Source organism: Bacillus sp. RC240 (assembly GCF_044907945.1).
Taxonomy (GTDB): Bacteria; Bacillota; Bacilli; order Bacillales; family Bacillaceae_G; genus Bacillus_A; species Bacillus_A mycoides.
The window spans coordinates 80,946-99,666 of sequence record NZ_JBIYCT010000003.1; the positions used below are offsets into that span (position 1 = coordinate 80,946).

The following is an 18,721-nucleotide window of genomic DNA, read 5'->3' on the forward strand; positions in this document are numbered from 1 at the left end:
AAAAAATTACCTTACTTCCTTATATATGTATTCGGTGGCAATGTCCTTATGGCATATTTCTTATGCGAAGAGAACATCGAAAATATTTGATGTGAATACCATAAATAATACAATACTTACAGCCACCCCATAAAAACCGTAAAACCAAACACAATCTTCTTTCGTATCTAAACCGAAAAACTTATTTACCGATTGTAATAATGTGCCACGCTTGCTTTGTTTGTTTCGTAATACTTCCACTCGTTCTACAACATCTGCTGGCATCATAAATCTTTGGTCTACTGTCATTTTCATCATTTATCTCTCCTTAAAATCATTTCCGTTTTGCTTATCTAAGGAAAGTATAGCACGTTTGTTCGTACAGAACAAGCGTTCTTTTTTATTTTTTATTCTATTTTTCAACAAGCCAAGTAATAATTGTGAATATAAACGCGATAATTGGTCCAACTACAACTGCACCAAATATTAAAAACAATAATCCTTCACCGGACACCCGAACGATACTTGTTTTTCGGGCTCTCTTAGCTCTTGCAAGTTCACCCTCTAACACCTTAACCTTTTCTTCTAATTGGTCTACTCGTTCCATCATTTCATTCCCCATATACAACACCTCATTTAATACTTCAACAAAAAAACGCGATTCCCTCGAAAGGAAATCACGTTTTCTCAAAACATTATATATTATACCCAACCTCTGAAGCGACTAGCCTCAGCCATTTTACGAACACCAATCATGTATGCAGCTAAGCGCATGTTCACTTTACGAACTTGTGATGTTTCATAAATTGAATCGAATGATTTTACCATTACTTTTTCTAAACGTTGTTCTACTTCTTCCTCAGTCCAGTAGTAACCTTGGTTATTTTGTACCCACTCAAAGTAAGATACCGTAACGCCACCAGCACTTGCTAATACGTCTGGAACAAGTAAGATACCACGATCTGTTAAGATTTTTGTTGCTTCTAATGTAGTTGGACCATTTGCAGCTTCAACCACAATTTTCGCTTTAATCTTATCAGCATTTTCTCCTGTAATTTGGTTCTCAATTGCAGCAGGAACTAAAATGTCGCAATCAAGTTCTAACAGTTCTGTATTTGAAATTGTATTATTAAATAGTTTTGTTACAGTACCGAAGCTATCGCGACGATCTAGTAAGTAGTCAATATCTAATCCATTCGGATCATGTAGTGCACCGTAAGCATCTGAAATTGCAATTACTTTCGCGCCTGCATCATGCATAAATTTAGCTAAGAAGCTACCCGCATTACCAAATCCTTGAACAACAACGCGTGCACCTTTAATATCAATGTCACGTTTTTTCGCAGCTTCACGAATACAAATTGTTACACCTTTTGCAGTCGCTGTTTCACGTCCGTGTGATCCACCTAATACAAGTGGTTTACCTGTAATAAATCCTGGTGAATTAAATTCATCGATACGACTATACTCATCCATCATCCATGCCATAATTTGTGAGTTTGTAAATACATCTGGAGCCGGAATATCTTTTGTCGGACCAACAATTTGGCTAATTGCTCGTACATAACCGCGGCTTAATCTTTCTAATTCACGGAAAGACATCTCACGTGGGTCACAAATGATTCCACCTTTACCTCCACCATATGGTAAATCAACAATACCACATTTTAAACTCATCCAAATAGAAAGTGCTTTCACTTCATTTTCTGTTACGTTTGGATGGAAGCGAATTCCACCTTTCGTTGGACCAACAGCATCATTATGTTGTGCACGATATCCTGTAAATATTTTAACAGTCCCGTCATCCATACGAACTGGAATTTTCACTGTCATCATACGAATTGGTTCTTTCAATAATTCATATACTTCGTTTGGATAACCCAATTTTTCTAATGCTTCATTAATTACAATTTGTGTTGAATTTAACAATTCAAAATGTTGTTCCCCTTGTTGTTGTGTTTTCGTTTGAGTTCCCTTTTCGGCTACCATAGTAAGTAAACCCCCTGTAATTTCACTTGTTTAGTAAACCTTCATTGCCTAGTATACACCGTTAAATTTGGAATGCAATAGAAAACGCTAACAAATATATACAAACTATTTTGTATTGCAAGCGTTTTCACTATTATTATAGTCCTTTTATTGCTTTTAGAAAAGTAAAATACTTAAATATTTAAATATTTTTTATTTTCATCAAAATACATTCGATAAAACAATTATTTCATCAAGAAATACTGATTACATTTTAACATACAGATCGGCTAGTCTTGTTACCTACACTTCGTTTTATAGATTTTAGATTTTCAACTGAATAAAAATAAAACCTCAAGCTACGTTACATTAGCTGAGGTTTTGTTTTTTCACAAAGTAATTGTATATTTGTTCAATCGCTTGAGAATCCATTAATTCTTTACCATATTCCATTACGCGGTAAATTGTTGCTGTTGACGGATTACCGTACTCCGCTAAAATAGCTATAAAATCCGCCTTCAATAATTGAAATTGCTCTTCTTCTTCTATCCAAAGATAAAAACGATCATCCCACGTATACAACTTCCCATCAGTTACACCAAGGTTATATAAGCGATTTGACAAATTGATTACATCATCTAATGTAGCAAACTCGTAAAGTATATGTTCACTTTCATCAAGAGTCACTTGCATTTCAATAAACTCGTCACGGAACTCATCTTCTGTGTCCACTTCGTGATTTTCTTTTGTTACAATTACAACCATACCTTGAGCTTGTAGAGAAAATACTTCAACAGCAATCGGTCCATCCGCTTCAAACCCTAATTCTGTATTTGCTTCTTGCATCATATCACGGAATAGTTGCTGTACTTTCGGTGCATTTCTCCACAAATCTTCTTTCGTTAATCCTCGTTCAGATAAATCATCAAATGTTAGGAAAATTTTAATCTTATTATAATTTAAACGTTCCAGTCTCATCTCATACCCTCCCTACGTAACCATTGCATCTAATTTTTATTATATGAAATAGAAAATAGATGGTTCTTTTCGAACGACTATTCCGACATCTTTAACCATCCATCCCATTCTTCTTTCGTGTTACCAATTAGGATATTTTGAAGATTTAATTGATCTCCAATGCCTTTTCTTCCTATAAAACCACCAGAGATGTTTTCATTTTTTTCTTGTAACAAGTCAATAAATTCTACTGCCTCTTCAAGTTCTCGTTCATCATCAAAAGATATAAACAAATATTTAGGTTGTAATTGTTCAATAGCTAGTAAAATACCTTCTTCATCTAAACTTGTCCCCATATACATTGTTTGATATCCTTTTAGTCGTAAATACGTCGCGAAAATAAATCCTTTTAATATATTATTTTCTAAGACGAAAACTTTGTTAACGGAAGAATACACCGACGCATTATGATAGATCATTCCTAAACGTGTTTGTAAGAATGATACAACATATTTGAATTGCGACATTGTAATCTCATTATTACTTTTTAAAGTTAACAACTTGTTTGCCACTTGAAGAATGATGCTTGCAACAACCTTTTCCGTTGAATATATACTAAAAACCTCGTTTAATAATGCAGAAATTGTAATTTCATCAAATTCTAACAAAGCTTGTAGTATATCGTCCACTAAAACAACTTCTGTATCAGTAATTTTTTCTTTTTGAACGTTGTTCTGCAACCGATTCCCTTCTAATAACTGAACTGCTTGTCCAATCATCATCCCCTCAGAAACTTTGTTCATTAACCATTTCAAAATATGAATATGCTCTTCTGTATATAAACGATGCCCCGCACGATTTCTCTTTGGGGCAATAATATGATAGCGTCTTTCCCATGCGCGAAGTGTACTCGGTTGAATTCCGAGTATATTTGAGACAGCTTTTATATTATATTTTCCATTTGAATTCGGCATTATTTCCCTCCGCATAACGTAATGATATGTGTTTGGGAAGGTGCCCGAAAACGAAGAGGGAACAATGTTGTTCCATACCCATTACTAACAAAGAGAGTCGTATTAGAATGCTTATATACGCCACCCTTTAAATACTTTTCAGATGGAAACAACCGAATCTGGCCTCCATGTGTATGTCCACTTAATACGAGCGAAATTTGTTCATTACCAGACATTTTCTTTATTATATCTGGGTTGTGACTAATTAAAATGCGAAAACCTTCTTCTTTACAATCAGACAACGCTAAATCTAAACGATCTCGTTCTAATCCAACATCATCGATACCGAGTAAGCAAATTTTCTCTCCTAATTCAGACTCAAATACAACTCTTGTATTATCTAATACCTTCACATTATTTTCTATTAATAAAGCATCTAATTCGTGATATTCAATTTCATAGTCATTATTTCCCCATACAAAATATACAGGGGCTATTTCTCTTAACTTTTGAATATTTAAAGAGATTTGCGATAAAGGTACTCCTTTTTCAGCTAAATCACCGCCAATAATTACGATATCTGCTTTTCCTTTCACTCGTTCAATTAGCGAGCTAGAAATGATCCTTCTATGAATATCCGAAATAAAAAAAACTTTAACTTTTTGAAAACTTTCCGGAAATTCTTCGAATACTAAAGTATGTTCCAACACTGTATTACGCATCGCTTCTTTATACATTCCAAGAAGACATACAAAACCAATGCATATGAGAGTACATAATAATATAATCCATGACATATATTTTTTACTCTCCCTCCTCGTAAAGTATAGTCCTTAATTTTATGTGGAGCTATATATCACTCATTTAGCTAGCTCTCATACTTCGTGGACTTATCTTTTATAGGAATTTTCAATTCTTGTCCTACCTTCACTTCGTCTTCTTGTAAATCATTATACTTTTTTATTATTTCTATCCCATCTTCATCTGAGAAATATTGCTTCGCTATACTTTCTAAAGTTTCTCCATCTTTCACAACATGAGTTGCTACTTTCTCAGACTGCTTCTTTGATTCAGTCTTAGCGGAATCAAAGAAAATTACTTCAAACGCACTTTTCTCAGCATTATTACTATCACTTTTTACCTGTATATATTTATCCGTATACCATAGGATACTAATAGGTAACAATATGAACAAAAATGTTAACACTCGGACGAAAATGTGATTCATTTTAAACTTTGGTTTATTCTCTTTATTTCTATGAATTTCACTACGCGGCGGTAAACTTTCATCTTCTTCCACTTGCTCAACTTCTAACTCCTCTTCAAAATCAGGAATTCGTTTTCTCATGTTGTTCACCACCACCTTCCATTTATTTTCTTAATTGGAGCCCCATTATAAAATCAACAAGAAAGTGTGCAAAGATTGTTATAAACAAATTTCCTGTCCACTCGAATACATACCCAAAAACAAAACTAATAAAGCAGACGAAACAAAACAAAAAAGGCTTCGTTATATACCGAATATGTAACACAGCAAAAATTAAACTCGCTATTACAATTCCGAAATGAGTCTGCACTACACCTCTAAATAAAAACTCTTCCGCAAAGCCAATAATAAACGTGATAACGAGTAAATGCATGACAGAAATCCCTTGAAACATTCTATCGTTAATGCCACCATCATCAAACCAAGATTCTGGAAACACTCGCATTGCAACATAATCTAATAACACAATACAAATCGCTAACAAGCTACCTATTAAAAGTATAGAAACCGGTTCCCATTTCCATAAACTATAAACTTCTCTTTTATCTTGAAATAATATATATGCTAGTAAACAACCGATACCAATAATGATTAGTTGTGTTATGTAGAGATTCAGTCTTATTTCTCTCGGACTCATATCTTCAACATTATGCCTTTGAATGTTCATCATTCCTCCATCTTTCCTAGGCCGAAAAGCTTTTGTAACTCTGTTTCCCAATTATAGTCGAAAACTAACTGTTGCGCTCGTCTTTTTTTATAATCCGTTTTTGTAATACCACAGTAATCACAACAGTTTTCTATCTCTTTTTCTTTTCTATAACCGAATTGTTGTAATAAATATTCACGTCTACATCCTTGAACTTGTATCCATGACTTCATATTTTCTAGCTCACTATATTTATTACGCATTCTCACTTCCACTTCCGCTATTAATCTGTGCATTATTTCATCTGACAAGCTCTCTAACATGAGATTTCGCTGTTGTATGATTCCAAGATGTTCGAGATGATAACGTGTAAAGCGCCAATACTGTTCATTAAATCTTGCTGCATTATAACAAATTTCTTCTACATCTTCTAATGGTAATACTTTCGTTTGAAACATTCTTTCTTGTAGTAACGAAAATAAAAATTGTATTTGCGATTTACTTGGTAATTCATCTTCAATGATTGAAATTGGCAAATCGTGATCCAATGGACTACATAATAAAATGGCTATACTCAATTCTCCATCTCTTCCCGCTCTTCCAATTTCTTGTAAATAGGAAGCTACATTTGTCGGATATTGAAAATGAATAATATATCTTGTATTCGCCTTATTTACCCCCATCCCAAAAGCACTTGTACATATTACAATTTGCAACTGGTCATTCATAAACTGTTGTTGAATTAACATACGCTCTTCATGTTCCATACCACCATGATAAAAAGCTACACCTGTAATTCCTTTTCCTCTTAAATACTCGGTTAAACGCTCTGTCCAGGCCCTACTTGAACAATAAACAATACCAGGCCCTTGCAAATACATTACATGCTCAAAAAGCGCCTCTTTTTTTTCTTCTATTGTTTCCACAAATTGCACTTTCATCGCAATATTTGGACGATCAATTGAGTACACATGCTCAGCAATATTTTTTAGATTTAAACTTTCCGCTATATCTCGCAGTACATCCTTTGTCGCAGTTGCTGTTAATGCTAGTACTGTCGGAGATCCGATACTCTCAATTACTTTATCTAATTTTTTATAATCTGGCCGAAAATCATAGCCCCATTGTGAAATACAATGCGCTTCATCTACGACAAATAATGAAATATGAATTTTTTTCAATTCTCTTATTAGAAGTTCCGACTGCAACATCTCTGGTGATACGAAAACAAATTTATAAAAAGATAGCTTTTTCATTGCTTCTCTTTTTTCAATTAACGTCCGAAAACTATTCAATGCAATAACTCGATTTTTCACGACATACTTTAATTGCGTAACTTGGTCTTCCATTAAAGATAATAATGGTGATACAACAAGCACCGTACCCTCTTGCAGAAGCCCCGGAAGTTGATAACACATTGACTTTCCCCTTCCAGTCGGAAGCATTGCTACAACATCTTTCCCTTCCAATAAGTCCGTAATAACTCCTTTTTGCCCCGGACGAAATTCAGAATATCCAAACCACTTATATAAATATTCCTCAAGCTTCATTTATACCCTCCATCCGTGCCAATACAAGACGTACTTCAAAATAAGAGATTTCCTCTCCAACCGCTTGCTTCAACACACGCAATTTACGTGTTTGTAATGCTTCAATTACTTTTGTTACTTTTTCCATTTTTTCTTTTTCCATAAACATTTCAATAGAAAATTCTTTTTCTCGTAAAGCAATTTCTACAAAATGGTCTTCTATCGTGGCAACCTTCAAATTCCGAATTGTTGCTATTTCTTCTAAAGAGCGTCCTTGTCTCCAAAGATTATATGTTTTTTTCGTTGATAAACTAAATAAATCAGCTTTCTCATTTGGATACGATATAATTTCAGCTAATAATGGAAACTCGTTTTCTTTATTGCGAACTTCTTGAATAAGGAAATGAATTGTACCCCAAAATAAAAAATACACTCGAAATATATCTTGTTTCGTAATTTCCGCTAATTGTTGTAAAGTACACCCAATACGTTTATACCCAGTTAACCGATATATTACGATCGTCGCCTCTACTGGATTATTTTTTTGTAAAAGAGTATGCATTTCCTTCCATAATCTTTTAGCCAATTCACTTCTCATATACGGTATTCCAGTGAGAAAACGTTTCACCCACATCATTATTTCTGTATCCTGTTGAATTGGAATAAATTTCGTATTCGCCTGTTGTAAATTCGAAATGGTTTGAACGATCAATGATAATCTCTTCCAAAACGTTTCACCTATTTCCCCATAGTGTAAACCATTTAAATATGTCGGAAAGGCAAAGTCACCTTCCCATTTGTTTAATTGCACGTTACCAGCAGTCGTTAACACATATGTATTATCATGTATACCTTGAACTAAATCCGTTTGTAACAACTTTGCAACTTCTTGATCATAATCAGCTCTATTTAATGACTTATAAATCCCAAACAAAAAAGAAATTTGAAACATATTCCCATCTTGTAATGTTTGCGACGATCTCTTTCCTTTTAGTAAATAATAAATTGAAGAAACGGTTCTTTCACCATTCAATTGTTTTAAACAATATAATAAAGTATATTGTAGCTGCATTACCGCTTCCACCTCTCAGTCTAACTTCATTCCTTTTTCAATACGATTGCACATTAACTGCTATTCATTCAACTTATCATATTCACACTACATGCTTTTATATATTCTATTGTATCAAACGAAATAACATTTAAGTATTTTGAAAATCTTATGAAATAATTCAAAAATAAGTTGACACTCTAATTGATAAGCATTATCATTATAATTTTATGTTGAAAAGTTTTAAAAACCGTTTTACAATAAGATTATAATTTTTTGGCGAACTTTTCACATACATATTATCAGGAGGGAAAAAATATGGCAAAATATACAATCGTTGACAAAGATACTTGTATTGCATGCGGTGCTTGTGGTGCTGCTGCACCAGACATTTATGACTATGATGATGAAGGCATTGCATTTGTAATATTAGACGATAACCAAGGTATCGTTGAAATTCCAGATGTATTAATTGAAGATATGATGGATGCATTCGAAGGTTGTCCAACTGACTCAATTAAAGTTGCTGACGAATCATTTGATGGCGACTCTTTAAAATTCGAATAGTCTTTTATTAACTTCAAAAAATCCCCCTCATAAGTATGAGGGGGATTTTTTGAACTCTTTTTCATTCTCACTAACAAAAAAACCATTAGCAGTTACGCTGCCAATGGTTTAATATTTTTAAGCATTTTTCATTTTTGCAAATACCCATACTTTCAAGCGTGAAAATAATGCTACAAATACAATTGTTACAACAATTCCTTTAATTACATTAAACGGTAATATCGCCGTTACAATAGTTTGTCGCATAATATCACTAGACATAGCTGGTGAATTTAAAAACCAAGTGTACGCTGGTAAAATAATAAAGTAGTTTAACACACTCATAATAACTGTCATAGTAATTGTACCTAACATTAATCCTGTCGTTAAACTTTTTACTGTGCGATACTTTCGGAATAAGAATGCTGCTGGACCAATAAATAAACATCCCGCTATAAAGTTTGCTACTTCTCCTACTGGTACTCCCGTTAAACTTCCTTGAATTCCGTAATGCAAAATATTTTTTATCGCTTCTACAATTACACCTGCAATTGGACTAAAAATTATTGCCGCAATTAAAGCTGGCACATCACTAAAATCAATTTTTAAAAATGGCGGAAGCCCTGGGAATGGAAAATCCAACATCATTAGTAAATACGCAATACTACTTAGCATCGCTACACTCACCATCTGCACTACACTGTTTTTTTGTTTCATCTTTCTCTCTCCTTTTCCATCGATCTTCTCATGGAAAGTGGAAAGGTTCTGCTATGCCTATTTTTCATAGAACGAAAAAACCCTTTGTGATTTACACAAAGGGAGAATTTTAAGGCACATCAAACAGACGTTCAAATACTTATCTTTTTTGAACGCTTGAACCTCCATCTTCTCCCATCCAGACTGTACTGTCGGCTTTGGAATCACACCAAATCCTGCCTTAACGGCTCGCGGGCTTAGAACGAAATTATTAACTGTTCATCACCGCCGGTCGGGATTTTCACCCTGCCCCGAAGATAGACCGATATTCTATTTTCCACTTCATTATACAACAACATGATCGTATTGTGAACAAAAAAAGTGTAACTTACTAAAAATAAGTTATTGATTTTATATAATTAAAGAAACGATCACTATATTTTACAATACAACCCATATTTTTTATAATTCGGTATTTCTCCTATGAATCCCCCTAGTCATATGTCGTCAAAAGTGATAAGATGTTGAATTGTTAAGATAAGAACATTTTCTGAGTTATGGAGGAAATGTCATGAAGAAAGATAAAAGACACTCTATTCGAGAAGCAATGAAAAAGAACTTAAGAAAAGAATACTTTTATTTGAAAAAAGAATTACTTTTCTACTGTCCAATTGATCTAGGCACATTCTCAAGAGAGACATACTACGCTACTTTTGACCAAGATGGCATAAGTATTTATCAGTATGATAAAAAAACAGAAAGTAAATTAAAATTGTGTGAGCGTCATCCATGGAAGAGTTGGAATAAGGTAAAAGTTGATCACTATTTAACAACTTCTCAATTTATTTTCCAAGGTGAGCGAAACTGGATTTTATCCCTTTTCCAAAAAGGAAAAGAAGCTCAAAAAATAATTGAAGAACATACATCTTTACAAACGGAAGTTGTTTCCCGTCCGTTTTCCAAGAAGCTTCCTGGTTTCCGTTCTGATACACCATTGAATAAATACATCGGTAGCATTTGTTACACTGCACTTATTGCATTTTTATTAAAATGGATGATTCCATTTCAAGCACCACAAATCGCCCTGTATTCTCTTTCAATTGGCTTTATGCTTCTTGGTTTACTTTGTCTTACAATTGGTCTAATCGAACCAACTATCGTACTATATCGGACAAAAGAAAAAACAAGAACAAAAGTCTTTTACTTATATAGCTACTTAGCTATTACTGGATTTATATGTGTCTTTATTTTTTGGTAAAAGAAGCCGTCCCAAAAGATCTTTTGGGACGGTTTTTCGTTAAGGATAGGTTGCTCTTACTATCGCATTTTATTGTTAGTCGATATTTCTTGTCGAAATGTCGATATAATTTCATTTACTATCGCAATCTTAAATAAGAAGAAAATAAATTTATTCAAAAGTTATGCTTTTGGGACGTTGCCTTTACTTGACGTATAGTTGTTGGTTCGGATAGATTTGCTCTTGTCGCAATCCATTCCTCACTTTAATTTCCTCAACTGTCATACTAAATTTCCGGGCAATACCAACTAAAGTATCACCTTTTTGTACAATATATAGTGATGATGACACAACTTGATTTTTTTGTTCATTTAAAACAAGCAACGGATTCATCGCATTCCTTTTCTCCATCGTCCATCTCCCTTGATGCACTTCTAAATGTAAATGAGCTCCTCGCGATTCTCCTGTATTCCCTACCTCTCCAATTAGCTCTCCTTTTGAAATGTTATCACCTTGAACTACATATCTCTTATTTAAATGCGCATAAACAGCCTCATATTCTCCATGTTTAATAAACACAACATTTCCATAACTACTTGAAAAATAAGACTTTGTCACCTTACCATTTTGAATAGCTGCAACAGGCGTTCCAATAGGCGCAGCTATATCAATACCATAGTGTTTCCCATGTCTTGTCCCGAAATAATCACTTATCTGCCCATCAACAGGCCATATCCACTGATTCCCTTCAGCGTAAACATGTAATTGAGATAAAAATAATACACTCAATATCACCACGCCACATTTTAACGCTTTCATATACATCCTCCGTTTTCTAATAACCGTCATACCTTCTCTATTGTGGGATATTACAGAAAAAAGTATACAAAAAAAAGAAAGTGTATTACTCCACTTCCTTCTCTTCTTTATTACGAAAAACAAGTGCACTGCGGTTATATTCCACATCTTTCACTTGTAAACGCGCATTTATTACTCTAGCAAGCGCAAATAAATAATCAGATAACCTATTTACATACTTTAGAACAATTTCATTGGTTTCTCCTTCTTTTTGCAATGACACTATACAACGTTCTGCTCTTCTTATAACTGTACGTGCAATGTGTAGTGCAGCCGATATCTCGCTACCGCCTGGTAAAATAAAACGCTCTAAAGGCGGCGCTTCTTCTGTATACGAATCAATTCGTCTCTCTAAATACTCGACCATCTCTATCGTTACTTTATAAGGGATTTTCTTCTCTACTATTGCTAAATCCCCTCCACAATCAAATAGTTCATGTTGAATATTTTCAAGTTCGTTATAAATGTTACGAAAACATTCCTCTTGTAATTTAGACATGGCATATCCGATATGAGAATTCGCCTCATCAATTGTTCCATAAGCTTCTACACGTATATGATCTTTATCCACTCGGCCACCTATGACACTCGTTTCCCCTTTATCACCTGTTTTTGTATAAAGTTTCATTTCATTATGACACCTCTCTTTTTATTTTCATTCTGATTATTAAAGAAAAAAAACTCTACCATTCTTTATTTAATTGCACTTACAAAAAAATAAAAAAACAGTAAAGCTTTTATTCATGATCAACTTTTAAAAAACATATATATCTAAATTATACGATTTGGTAAATATACAGAGAATGTAGTTCCTTCTCCAACGACACTTGATACAGAAATTTTCCCGTCATGACCTTGAACAATATTTTTAGCAATCGCAAGCCCGAGTCCTGTTCCAACTTTTTTCCCTCGCGTTCTTGCTTTATCAGCTTTATAGAATCGATCGAACAAGAACGGAATATCTTCTTCTGGAATACCAGCACCTGAATCTTGCACTTCGAAAGTAAGGCCACTATTTTTCGTATTAATTACAAGTGTAACATGTCCACCTGCATTTGTATGACGGATTGCATTATCAATTAAATTCGTCAGTACTTGTTCCATACGGTCTGCATCAAACGGATATTGTTCAATTGGACTTTGGAAATCCACTGTTAATTGGACTTCTTTATCCTTTGCAATCCCCTGGAATTTACGGCCAATTTTTTCGACAAATGGATGAATATCTACTTCACCTATATGTAACTCTACATGTCCACTCTCCATACGGGCTAAATCTAATAACTCATTTACAAGTTTACCTAAACGAACAGATTCATCATAAATAATTTGAACAAACTCATTAATTTCTTCTTTCGTTTGCACAATATCATCTAAAATTGCTTCACTATATCCTTGAAGCATTACCATCGGTGTACGAAGTTCATGTGATACATTCGCAATAAAGTCTTGACGCATTTTCTCAAGACGACGCTCCTCCGTCATATCTCGCAATACTGCTACAGCTCCACGAATTTTTGTTTGATTGTAAAGCGGTGTCATAAGAACTACGTAGTTACCTTTTTGCAAATTAATTTCAACAACTTGTTGTTGCTCGCTTTCTACAACGAGATGGAATAGTTCAACAAGTTCAGAAGGCAGTTTTTTACTTAACTCTAATTCTTTTTCTTCTTGCCAAACTTGTAAGAAGTTTTCTGCCGGTGGGTTGATAACAACGACTTCACCTTCTTGATTTAACGTAATAACACCATCTGCCATACTACTCAAAATGCTAGCTAACTGCTCTTTTTCTTGCTGCAGGGCATTCATATTAAACTTCAACTGTTTCCCCATTTGATTTAAAGCAGTTGCAAGCTCACCAATTTCGTCCTGCGACACCATAGGGGCTTTCGTATCAAATTTCCCGCGCGCTACCTCAAATGCAACCTCACGCATTTTACGAAGCGGTGCCGTAATTCGAGTAGATAAGAAAAATGCAAAGAAAGTTGTTAAAATAATCGCAATCCCGGCTGATAAGAAAATAAAATCAGTCGTTCTCTCCATACCTTGTATTGGAACTTGCAATGATTCATATACAAACACTGCACTTTGATTTTTTGACTGTACTGGTTTCCCGACGATCATAATATCATTTTCAGTATTTTTATTCTTCCTACTATTAGAAGCTTTTCTAATATTATTCTTAATATCCTTTTTATCTGTAAAAACAGCTGCTAATTCTTTATCATTTTTCAAATCATCTATTGTAAGAGTAACTAATCCTTCTTGTTTCGGCGAAGAAGAAATTTCCTTACCGTCTTCTACAATGATAATCCTTGAAAGTGGATCAGAAAATTTGTAAGCAATATTCTCAATCGTTTTTACATCGGCACCTTCTTCAATTAATTCCGTGACACTTGTTGCAACTTTCTGAAGCCTAGCTTCACTCATATCAACATAATACGTTCTAAAAAACTGTGAAAGTAAAATAGCAACAAATCCAAGAACAAACGAAACGAGAAGTAATATGGTCATCCATAACTTCCCTACTACACTTCTCCAAAGCATCAGTCGTTCACAACCTCAAACTTGTAACCTACGCCCCAAACGGTAACAATCATTTTCGCTGCATCTGGTGATTGTTTACTTAACTTTTCACGTAAACGCTTTACATGCGTATCAACTGTACGTAAATCTCCGAAGAACTCATATTGCCATACTTCTTTTAACAATTGCTCACGGTCAAAAACTTTATCCGGGGATTTCGCTAAGAATAATAGTAATTCATATTCTTTCGGTGTTAAGTTTACTTCATTACCATCCGCTGTAACGCGGTGCGCATCATTATCAATTGTTAAATGAGGGAAAACAGTAACATCTTTCGTCGTTGTATCTTGTGTAAAGAATGTCGTTGGTACAGCGCGGCGTAATACCGCTTTCACACGAAGTACTACTTCACGCGGGCTAAACGGCTTTACAATATAATCATCAGTTCCAACTTCAAACCCTTGTACCCTATTTACTTCTTCACCTTTTGCTGTCAGCATAATAATTGGCGTCGCTTTCTTCTCACGAATCCCTTTACACACTTCGATACCATCTTTACCAGGCATCATAATATCCAGTAGGATTAAATCATAATCATTTTGTAACGCCATTTCTAAAGCTGTATCACCATTATCCGCTTCTTCAATTGTGTATTGCTCTCTTTCTAAATACATCTTTAATAAACGACGAATACGATCCTCATCGTCTACAATTAAAATTCTTGATTCATTTTCCATTTCTACCCGCTGCGTACTTTTACCACAACGGTTTACACCTACCCTTCTACAATATAATGTTGCACCTATCCTCGTTTAATTAAGCATTTTTTAACGTTCCACTTCCCATATTATGCTTCACAAGAATAATAAAGTTTGTTCATTTTTTTTCCAAAACTATGTATTTTTTTTGAACAGTATATTTGGTCCTCGACATCATTTTACAGAATCAACCGCTACTTTGTCATGTTTTTCTCAAAAAAGAAGAAAATTTGACAAAAATAAAATAGGAAAGTGACATACACTCTCCTATTTTAGTTCTCTATGCATATGAATGTAAACCCGCGATAATTAAGTTTACTACAATAAAGTTAAACATAATGATTGCAAAACCAATCACTGCAAGCCAGGCGGATTTTTCTCCATGCCATCCTTTAGATAAACGTAAATGTAATACCGCAGCATAAAAGAGCCAAGTAATAAGCGCCCAAACTTCTTTTGGATCCCAACCCCAAAAGCGCGTCCAAGCGATTTGAGCCCAGATCATTGCAAAGATTAATGCTCCTAATGTAAACACCGGGAATCCTATCGCAATAGAACGATATCCGATTTCATCTAATAAATCACTATTCGTATTCTTTACTAACGGCTGAAGTGCCGCTGACACTCGCTTACGTAAAACAAGTCTTAATACAATATAAAGTAGCGTTCCGACTAACACTGACCAAATAACAGTATTTAACTTTTTCGCATTTACAATCGCTGGAACTTCAACCGCCGGTTCTAATTTATTTTCTGTCATTAACTTCCCTTCATGCGGTCCAACTAAAGCAGGGAGATTATACTTCATTTCAACTTGTTGTTCATTTTTATCAATCCATTGAAACTTCGCTTCGTATTTCATACTAGAAAATACCGTTGTTATTCCAATAAACCCAACTGTACAAACAAGTGTGAAAACTACTGTCTCTAACCAAAATGTACGCTTACTTCTTGTTGATTGATCTACATTTTTCAGTAAATACATTACGCCTGTAATAAAACTAATTGCTAATATTGCTTGTCCCGCTGCCGCTGTCGTTACATGAATATGTAGCCAATTACTCTTTAAAGATGGGATAAGCGGCGAAATTTCTCTCGGGAACATACTTGCATAAGCGATTAATAAAAGAGCTACCGGTAAAGCAAATAAACCAATAATACTTACACGATATACAAAGTACATAATGATAAAAGCTCCCACAAGCATCATGCCAAAAAATGTACCAAATTCAAAAAAGTTACTAACCGGTGCATGTCCTGATGCGATCCATCTTGTAACAAAATATACTATTTGTGCAATAAATCCTAAAATTGTTATAGTTATACCTATATTTGCCCACTTGTTACCTTTTTCTTTAATTGCTCCTCCAAAAAATAAAGTTGCAATTAAATATAAGATAAACGCCGCGAACAGAAAATTACTACTTATTTGTACCATATCGTTTCCCCACCTTAACTAATTTTTTTCATTCATTTTATCGTGTGGTTGTGGAATCGCTGTTCCTTCTAGTACTCTTTCAATATCTTTCTTTAAGCCGAACCAATTTTTATTCGTATGGCCTGCAACCCACCATTCATCATTAACACGTTGTATCCAAATACGGCGATGGTTCCAATACATACCTTGAATCACACCAACCATAAATATAAATCCTCCAATACCGAGAATCAAAAGCGTCAAATCTTTTCTTACTGTAAGAGCTGTTGCATTTTGCATTTCCACACCTGCAAATGACATTTTATATTTATTATTCCCGTCAGGCTCTATGTTTTGCTGAATACCGACGAAACTAACCTCACCATCTGGTGTTTCCGGGGTAAACATTTTAAAGACGAATGCAGGATTATTCGGTAATTTTGTTTTCGTATTCGGCCTTCCATTCTCATCAAAATAAAAATCAGGAAAATAGCTTAATAGTTCTAGAGAATACCCATTTCCTAAATCATATTTTTCTGTAGGATTCGCTAAATCTACTTTAATCGGTCCCAACTTTTGATTATTTTCTTTGTTTTGCAAATGGAAAGACATGCTTTTAAATTCACTTTCTTTGTAATCCACTTGATAAACAGCAAATTGATCAAATTTCAGTGGCTCATTCACTCGAATTTCAGCTTCTTTTACCTTTTCTAATTTTGGTTTTTGACCCGCTATATTTTCTCCTACCGCTTTATATAATACAGCATTTGTTTGGAAGTTTTTCGCAATCATTTTATCACCAACACGATCAATTGCTTCATCAAAAACTTCTTTATCCTTACTCTTATCATAAACTTCCTTGATAAACTTTTCGTTTTTCAAATAGTATTGACCTTCTGTTCCTGGTATTTCTTTCGTTTCACCGTCACGTAACCAAAGTGCTTCATCTACATACATACTCGGTAAAAAACGTAGCATTGCACCGAATAGAAAGATAATAAGACCAATATGGTTTACATATGGACCCCAACGTGAAAAACGTCCCTTTTCCGCTAAAACGTTCCCGTCTTCCACTTTCACATTATAATTACGTTTCTTTAAATTAATTTGAACTCGTTCTAAGTCACCTTCATGCGGCGTACCAGTCCCGTGCACTCTCTGTCTTTTCAAAAAACTTGGGTGTCTTTTCACCCCTTGTTTTTTTAAAGCTTTATAAAGAGGAATGACACGGTCTAAACTACATATAACAAGTGAAATACCAATAGAAGCAATTAAAATCATGTACCACCATGATCCATATAAATTATTAAATCCTAATTGATAGTATAATTGTCCTAAAAATCCATACTCGGTCTTATAATATTCAGCTGGTTCGATTCCTGGAGTTATGTACATTTCTTGGGGAAAGATAGTTCCTATTGCCGATGCAGCTAAAGTTATTACGATTAACCATACACCTACTTTTACAGAAGAGAAAAAACTCCAAATTTTATCGACTATCGTTTTTGTATGTGTGAGAGATCTCCGAGCACTCCCCTCATATCTCATATCCAATAATTTTATATTTTCATTACTTTCAAATGGTTTCCCACATGCTTCACAAAAAATGGTTCCTATCGGATTAACATGTCCACATTCACACTTAATTTCTTTCAAAGCTCTCACCGCCCTTTTATCTATATGTACTATTGTATATTCCAGCTTAGAGTTACCGCAATACTCAGAATTTTTAAAGCGAAGGCGCTATACGTAAGCACCTCTTATGTAAAGGCTTTCTTAATTATGGAGTGATTTTCTTTAAGTACTCTTCCAATTGTTCCTTCGTTTGCTCACCTATAATTTGCTCTACTACTTTTCCTTCTTTATCAATTAAAAAGGTTGTTGGTAATGGTCCCACTCCATATGTACCTATGATCTTTTGCCCTTTATCAATTGCAACTGGGAATTTCAAATCATATTGTTTCACAAAGTTCTTCACTGCGATATCCGTTTCATCTGCATCTAAGGCAATAATTTCAACGCCTTTTTCTTTATATTTCGGATATAACTCATTCATATAAGGCATTTCTTTTTCACAAGGTTTACACCAAGTTCCCCAAAAATTTAAAAATACACCTTTTCCCTTTAAATCTTTTAATTCAATATTCTTTCCTTCTAAATCAGTTACAACAAAGTTAGGTGCTTCTTTTCCAATTTGCATTTTCTCTTTATCAGTAAAAAATCCTTGATATAGCGTAAACCCTACCGCACCGCTTAAAATGAGCAAAATGATAACACGAAATAATAAGCGATTTTTTTTCATGTTGTCTCCCCTCTCTTCGACGAGTGATAAA

Annotated in this window: 20 protein-coding genes and 1 riboswitch; of the genes, 2 read left to right on the top strand and 18 right to left on the bottom strand. The window is 34.3% G+C overall.

Translation table 11 applies throughout. The features are described 5' to 3' along the window. Positions 1-60: 60 nt before the first annotated feature. From ABH955_RS12000 to ABH955_RS12045, 10 genes are all read right to left on the bottom strand, one after another. On the bottom strand, positions 61-297 hold the full coding sequence (locus ABH955_RS12000; RefSeq protein WP_219301819.1) for a DUF3961 domain-containing protein: 237 nt from the start codon (positions 295-297) through the stop codon (positions 61-63). Between the two features lie 94 nt (positions 298-391). After that, entirely contained in the window at positions 392-601 is a 210-nt protein-coding gene (locus tag ABH955_RS12005) for a hypothetical protein (RefSeq protein ID WP_404457316.1), read from the bottom strand. A gap of 80 nt (positions 602-681) precedes the next feature. Next, the gene (gene gudB / locus ABH955_RS12010; protein WP_113937042.1) at positions 682-1,968 is read right to left on the bottom strand and encodes an NAD-specific glutamate dehydrogenase; all 1,287 of its coding nucleotides are present in this window, start codon (positions 1,966-1,968) and stop codon (positions 682-684) included. 348 nt (positions 1,969-2,316) lie between these two features. After that, a complete protein-coding gene (locus tag ABH955_RS12015; RefSeq protein WP_002011786.1) occupies positions 2,317-2,925 on the bottom strand; it encodes a genetic competence negative regulator in 609 nt (202 codons plus the stop codon). Positions 2,926-3,002: 77 nt separating this feature from the next. Continuing rightward, entirely contained in the window at positions 3,003-3,878 is an 876-nt protein-coding gene (locus tag ABH955_RS12020; RefSeq protein ID WP_002166076.1) for a MerR family transcriptional regulator, read from the bottom strand. Continuing rightward, positions 3,878-4,654: a metallophosphoesterase gene (locus tag ABH955_RS12025; RefSeq protein WP_002126398.1), complete on the bottom strand. Its 777-nt coding sequence runs from the start codon at positions 4,652-4,654 to the stop codon at positions 3,878-3,880. The genes ABH955_RS12020 and ABH955_RS12025 overlap by 1 nt, the downstream gene beginning before the upstream one ends. 71 nt (positions 4,655-4,725) lie before the next feature. After that, positions 4,726-5,205, bottom strand: a complete 480-nt coding sequence (locus ABH955_RS12030; protein WP_002030746.1) for a LysM peptidoglycan-binding domain-containing protein — start codon at positions 5,203-5,205, stop codon at positions 4,726-4,728. A gap of 22 nt (positions 5,206-5,227) precedes the next feature. Beyond that, complete coding sequence (locus tag ABH955_RS12035; protein ID WP_002064506.1) at positions 5,228-5,791, bottom strand: CPBP family intramembrane glutamic endopeptidase; 564 nt, start codon at positions 5,789-5,791, stop codon at positions 5,228-5,230. After that, on the bottom strand, positions 5,791-7,320 hold the full coding sequence (locus ABH955_RS12040) for a RecQ family ATP-dependent DNA helicase (RefSeq protein ID WP_404491136.1): 1,530 nt from the start codon (positions 7,318-7,320) through the stop codon (positions 5,791-5,793). Before ABH955_RS12040 ends, ABH955_RS12035 begins: the two co-directional genes overlap by 1 nt. Further along, positions 7,310-8,371 (bottom strand): YpbB family protein, encoded by a 1,062-nt coding sequence (locus tag ABH955_RS12045; RefSeq protein WP_002086645.1) that lies wholly within the window; start codon positions 8,369-8,371, stop codon positions 7,310-7,312. Before ABH955_RS12045 ends, ABH955_RS12040 begins: the two co-directional genes overlap by 11 nt. A 297-nt stretch (positions 8,372-8,668) precedes the next feature. On the opposite strand from ABH955_RS12045, the gene ABH955_RS12050 reads away from it, so the two are divergent. Then, complete coding sequence (locus ABH955_RS12050) at positions 8,669-8,917, top strand: ferredoxin (RefSeq protein ID WP_404447477.1); 249 nt, start codon at positions 8,669-8,671, stop codon at positions 8,915-8,917. Positions 8,918-9,034: 117 nt separating this feature from the next. Here the strand turns inward: ABH955_RS12050 and ABH955_RS12055 are convergent, their stop codons facing one another. After that, positions 9,035-9,613 carry an ECF transporter S component gene (locus tag ABH955_RS12055; protein ID WP_002011769.1) on the bottom strand — a complete coding sequence of 193 codons (579 nt, stop codon included), beginning with the start codon at positions 9,611-9,613 and terminating at the stop codon, positions 9,035-9,037. A gap of 162 nt (positions 9,614-9,775) precedes the next feature. Beyond that, positions 9,776-9,915: riboswitch (FMN riboswitch) on the bottom strand. Between the two features lie 248 nt (positions 9,916-10,163). Here ABH955_RS12055 and ABH955_RS12060 point away from each other — a divergent pair. Beyond that, positions 10,164-10,850, top strand: a complete 687-nt coding sequence (locus tag ABH955_RS12060; RefSeq protein ID WP_404457320.1) for a hypothetical protein — start codon at positions 10,164-10,166, stop codon at positions 10,848-10,850. Positions 10,851-11,033: 183 nt separating this feature from the next. Here ABH955_RS12060 and ABH955_RS12065 read toward each other — a convergent pair whose 3' ends face one another. From ABH955_RS12065 to resA, 7 genes are all read right to left on the bottom strand, one after another. Then, positions 11,034-11,648 carry a peptidoglycan DD-metalloendopeptidase family protein gene (locus ABH955_RS12065; protein WP_002141020.1) on the bottom strand — a complete coding sequence of 205 codons (615 nt, stop codon included), beginning with the start codon at positions 11,646-11,648 and terminating at the stop codon, positions 11,034-11,036. Positions 11,649-11,733: 85 nt separating this feature from the next. Next, a complete protein-coding gene (locus ABH955_RS12070; RefSeq protein WP_002011763.1) occupies positions 11,734-12,315 on the bottom strand; it encodes a cob(I)yrinic acid a,c-diamide adenosyltransferase in 582 nt (193 codons plus the stop codon). Positions 12,316-12,458: 143 nt separating this feature from the next. Then, positions 12,459-14,234: a sensor histidine kinase ResE gene (gene resE / locus ABH955_RS12075; RefSeq protein WP_087973906.1), complete on the bottom strand. Its 1,776-nt coding sequence runs from the start codon at positions 14,232-14,234 to the stop codon at positions 12,459-12,461. Beyond that, positions 14,234-14,950: a DNA-binding response regulator ResD gene (gene resD / locus ABH955_RS12080; RefSeq protein ID WP_002011758.1), complete on the bottom strand. Its 717-nt coding sequence runs from the start codon at positions 14,948-14,950 to the stop codon at positions 14,234-14,236. The genes resE and resD overlap by 1 nt, the downstream gene beginning before the upstream one ends. 301 nt (positions 14,951-15,251) lie before the next feature. After that, a complete protein-coding gene (gene resC, locus ABH955_RS12085) occupies positions 15,252-16,409 on the bottom strand; it encodes a cytochrome c biogenesis protein ResC (RefSeq protein ID WP_219301816.1) in 1,158 nt (385 codons plus the stop codon). A gap of 18 nt (positions 16,410-16,427) precedes the next feature. Then, the gene (gene resB / locus ABH955_RS12090; RefSeq protein ID WP_404447486.1) at positions 16,428-18,044 is read right to left on the bottom strand and encodes a cytochrome c biogenesis protein ResB; all 1,617 of its coding nucleotides are present in this window, start codon (positions 18,042-18,044) and stop codon (positions 16,428-16,430) included. A gap of 124 nt (positions 18,045-18,168) precedes the next feature. Continuing rightward, positions 18,169-18,690, bottom strand: a complete 522-nt coding sequence (gene resA / locus ABH955_RS12095) for a thiol-disulfide oxidoreductase ResA (protein ID WP_002064495.1) — start codon at positions 18,688-18,690, stop codon at positions 18,169-18,171. Positions 18,691-18,721 lie beyond the last annotated feature (31 nt).

Bases quoted from the DNA above. Each gene is read 5' to 3' on its own strand.
- ABH955_RS12005 (WP_404457316.1), bottom strand. From the start codon at position 601: ATGGGGAATGAAATGATGGAACGAGTAGACCAATTAGAAGAAAAGGTT.
- ABH955_RS12035 (WP_002064506.1), bottom strand. From the start codon at position 5,791: ATGAACATTCAAAGGCATAATGTTGAAGATATGAGTCCGAGAGAAATA.
- ABH955_RS12040 (WP_404491136.1), bottom strand. From the start codon at position 7,320: ATGAAGCTTGAGGAATATTTATATAAGTGGTTTGGATATTCTGAATTT.
- ABH955_RS12025 (WP_002126398.1), bottom strand. From the start codon at position 4,654: ATGTCATGGATTATATTATTATGTACTCTCATATGCATTGGTTTTGTA.
- ABH955_RS12045 (WP_002086645.1), bottom strand. From the start codon at position 8,371: ATGCAGCTACAATATACTTTATTATATTGTTTAAAACAATTGAATGGT.
- resD (WP_002011758.1), bottom strand. From the start codon at position 14,950: ATGGAAAATGAATCAAGAATTTTAATTGTAGACGATGAGGATCGTATT.
- ABH955_RS12000 (WP_219301819.1), bottom strand. From the start codon at position 297: ATGATGAAAATGACAGTAGACCAAAGATTTATGATGCCAGCAGATGTT.
- ABH955_RS12050 (WP_404447477.1), top strand. From the start codon at position 8,669: ATGGCAAAATATACAATCGTTGACAAAGATACTTGTATTGCATGCGGT.
- ABH955_RS12020 (WP_002166076.1), bottom strand. From the start codon at position 3,878: ATGCCGAATTCAAATGGAAAATATAATATAAAAGCTGTCTCAAATATA.
- ABH955_RS12060 (WP_404457320.1), top strand. From the start codon at position 10,164: ATGAAGAAAGATAAAAGACACTCTATTCGAGAAGCAATGAAAAAGAAC.
- ABH955_RS12070 (WP_002011763.1), bottom strand. From the start codon at position 12,315: ATGAAACTTTATACAAAAACAGGTGATAAAGGGGAAACGAGTGTCATA.
- resC (WP_219301816.1), bottom strand. From the start codon at position 16,409: ATGGTACAAATAAGTAGTAATTTTCTGTTCGCGGCGTTTATCTTATAT.
- ABH955_RS12015 (WP_002011786.1), bottom strand. From the start codon at position 2,925: ATGAGACTGGAACGTTTAAATTATAATAAGATTAAAATTTTCCTAACA.
- ABH955_RS12030 (WP_002030746.1), bottom strand. From the start codon at position 5,205: ATGAGAAAACGAATTCCTGATTTTGAAGAGGAGTTAGAAGTTGAGCAA.
- gudB (WP_113937042.1), bottom strand. From the start codon at position 1,968: ATGGTAGCCGAAAAGGGAACTCAAACGAAAACACAACAACAAGGGGAA.
- ABH955_RS12065 (WP_002141020.1), bottom strand. From the start codon at position 11,648: ATGAAAGCGTTAAAATGTGGCGTGGTGATATTGAGTGTATTATTTTTA.
- resE (WP_087973906.1), bottom strand. From the start codon at position 14,234: ATGCTTTGGAGAAGTGTAGTAGGGAAGTTATGGATGACCATATTACTT.
- resA (WP_002064495.1), bottom strand. From the start codon at position 18,690: ATGAAAAAAAATCGCTTATTATTTCGTGTTATCATTTTGCTCATTTTA.
- ABH955_RS12055 (WP_002011769.1), bottom strand. From the start codon at position 9,613: ATGAAACAAAAAAACAGTGTAGTGCAGATGGTGAGTGTAGCGATGCTA.